At 41.7% G+C, this 2,859-nt stretch carries 1 protein-coding gene, 3 tRNA genes, 1 rRNA gene and 1 riboswitch; all 5 genes read right to left on the minus strand.

What is annotated here, in order from left to right; all coding sequences use genetic code 11:
- Nucleotides 1-151: 151 nt before the first annotated feature.
- Entirely contained in the window at nucleotides 152-1,411 is a 1,260-nt protein-coding gene (locus VN379_RS13375; protein ID WP_325534619.1) for a diaminopimelate decarboxylase, read from the minus strand.
- Between the two features lie 103 nt (nucleotides 1,412-1,514).
- Nucleotides 1,515-1,692, minus strand: a riboswitch (Lysine riboswitch).
- A gap of 476 nt (nucleotides 1,693-2,168) precedes the next feature.
- A tRNA-His gene (locus tag VN379_RS13380) sits at nucleotides 2,169-2,244 on the minus strand.
- A gap of 7 nt (nucleotides 2,245-2,251) precedes the next feature.
- Nucleotides 2,252-2,327 (minus strand) — tRNA-Met (locus VN379_RS13385).
- A gap of 84 nt (nucleotides 2,328-2,411) precedes the next feature.
- Nucleotides 2,412-2,487 (minus strand) — tRNA-Asn (locus VN379_RS13390).
- Between the two features lie 236 nt (nucleotides 2,488-2,723).
- Nucleotides 2,724-2,859, minus strand: a 23S ribosomal RNA gene (locus tag VN379_RS13395); the annotation flags it as partial.

A 2,859-nucleotide genomic window follows, 5' to 3' on the forward strand; every position in this document is an offset into this window, starting at 1 on the left:
GTCCATTTCTAGGAAATCCTGAATTTTTCTAGAACAACCTCTAACTGAAAATCACTACGCCTGGCTTGTTAGAGCTGATCAGAGGTCGCGTATAATATGGTTAGATAGAAAATTCACCTGCCAAATTGCAGGTGAATTTCATGTCCTTATATTACTTTTCTAGTCCGCCAAAATCTAAGGTGGAAAAATAATCCTCAATAGTCTCAGCGCGTCGAATAAGTTGAACACTGCCATCAGGTTTCAGCATTAATTCAGATGAGCGCAATTTACCATTATAATTAAAGCCCATAGCATGACCATGTGCACCAGCGTCATGAATAACCAATACATCGCCGATATCAATCATTGGTAGCTTCCGGTTAACCGCAAACTTATCATTATTCTCACACAGCGACCCGGTAACATCATAAATATAACCGAGCGGCCAGTCTTCTTTGCCGAGTACCGTAATGTGATGATACGCCCCGTATAAAGCCGGCCGCATCAAATTAGCCATACACGAGTCAAGACCAACATAATTTTTATAGATTTCCTTTTTATGCAGCACTGTCGACACCAGGTAACCATATGGTCCAGTAACCATCCGGCCGCATTCCATAGCAATTTTAAGTGGAGCAAGACCATTGGCGGCAATCTTAGTTTCATATGCCTTTTTAATCCCTTGACTGATCGTAGTAATGTTAACAGGCTCTTGCTCCGGTCGGTAAGGAATACCGATCCCCCCGCCGAAGTTAACAAATTCAACCTTAATATCAAGAGTACGATAAATTTCATTAATAAGATCGAACATCATATTGGCGGTCTCAACGAAGTAGTTAGGATCAAGTTCGTTGGATATAACCATTGTATGGATACCGAACCTTTTAACCCCTCTACTCTTCATAATTCGGTATGCATCCAAAAGTTGTTTTCTGGTCAAACCATATTTAGATTCTTCGGGATTGCCAATAATGGAATTACCACCGTCACGTAACGGGCCCGGATTGTAACGGAATGAAATCATATCGGGAATACCGGCATGTTTATCCAAATAGTCAATATGACTAATATCGTCAAGATTAATTATCGCACCTAATTCACGTGCTTTTTTAAACTCAATAGCCGGGGTATCATTTGAAGTCAAAATAATCTCTTCGCCACTCATACCAGCTTTTTCAGCTAAAATAAGCTCTGCAAGCGAGCTGCAATCAGCTCCCAGACCTTCTTCTCTCAACACTTTTAGAATGTAAGGATTAGGAGTAGCCTTAACAGCAAAATATTCCTTAAACTCAGGCGCCCAGGCAAAGGCTTTAGTTAAATTTCGGACATTCTGTCTAATGGCTTGCTCATCATAAATATGAAACGGCGTGGGATATTCTTTAATCACTTCTGTTAATTCTTCTTTTGTAAATGGTATCTGCTTTTCAGCCACTTGTTTCGCCCTACCTTTCAATAATAAGTACATGTAATACAAAAAGCAGTCTGCTCTAAATCTCGCAAACTGCCTAGCAACAAAAAAATGCTCTTACCGGCTGGTGCAAGATAGCGCTCCACCTGAAAACAATCAGGTGACAGTCCTACATTTCTTAAACGTAAAACCAGCAAAAAGTCTTAGGCAAAACTTTCACTTCGGCGGTCAGCCCCTTTCAGTATCATCATCGCTGCCAGGCTCTGCATACTTACTGTTGGTCTGCCGCAACCTCTATCGAAAAACGTTATTTAATTTATGTCTATAATACCAGTACACCCTAACCAATGTCAATATATCATGGAGAAATCTTATCACTAAAACTAGTTTGCCACTAAGATATAGTTTAGTCGCTAATAGATTTCCCATATTACCAAAATTTATTAGTCACGATAATATGACCATACACAATACAATCCTCGCATAGTGCCCCCACACCGACAACCGGCAGAACCACATAGTCTGGTACAAACCTCTACGCCTGACACTGGTTCTTGTACACCTTTCCTTCTGACACGCCAAAAGGCCACTTCTTGCTCAGGTTTCTTTGTCTCCAGCTCACAAAACCACTTCCATAGTCCCATAATACCACTCCCTGAACCTTGATAGTTGCATTATAATCTATAAACAGCTACAGAGCAGTGATTGGTATCACAAATTCTTAATAATAAAAAAAGCGGACAACTATCTTATTAACGATAGTTGTCCGCTTTAAATTCTTTGGGGTGACTAGAGGGTCTCGAACCCTCGAATACCGGAGCCACAATCCGGCGTGTTAACCACTTCACCATAGCCACCATAAATTGGTTGCGGGAGCAGGACTTGAACCTACGACCTTCGGGTTATGAGCCCGACGAGCTACCAACTGCTCCATCCCGCGATATAAGCAGAGAACCTGTGTGAATCGCTTAGTTCCAAGCGTTAGCGCGGAACTTCCTTATCCTCATTCTCCAAAGATTGAATGTGGCTCCTCGAGTAGGACTCGAACCTACGACCGATCGGTTAACAGCCGATTGCTCTACCAGCTGAGCTATCGAGGAATGTTTTGTTTTTTGACGGAACTATATATTATCACAGTTAATCGTTGTTTACAACTTGTAACTTTTGACAATATTTTATTCCTTCAAAACTTCACAGAAGATAAGCATTGCGCAATATATAGGATGTTCCTCACTTTCGTTCGGAACTAAGCGACTCACACATATTCCCGTTTCGCCTATCGGCTCGCGTTAATATGGTTCGCTGCTTATATTCGCACTGCAAGTGCGAACAAGTTTAAGTCAAGTCCTCGGCCTATTAGTACCAGTCAGCTGAGTGGATTGCGCCACTTACACATCTGGCCTATCAACCTTGTCATCTACAAGGGGCCTTACTTCTTTCGAATGACAGACCTCATCTTAAGGCTGGTTTCA

Source organism: Sporomusa sp., from assembly GCF_035561255.1.
GTDB lineage: Bacteria > Bacillota > Negativicutes > Sporomusales > Sporomusaceae > Sporomusa.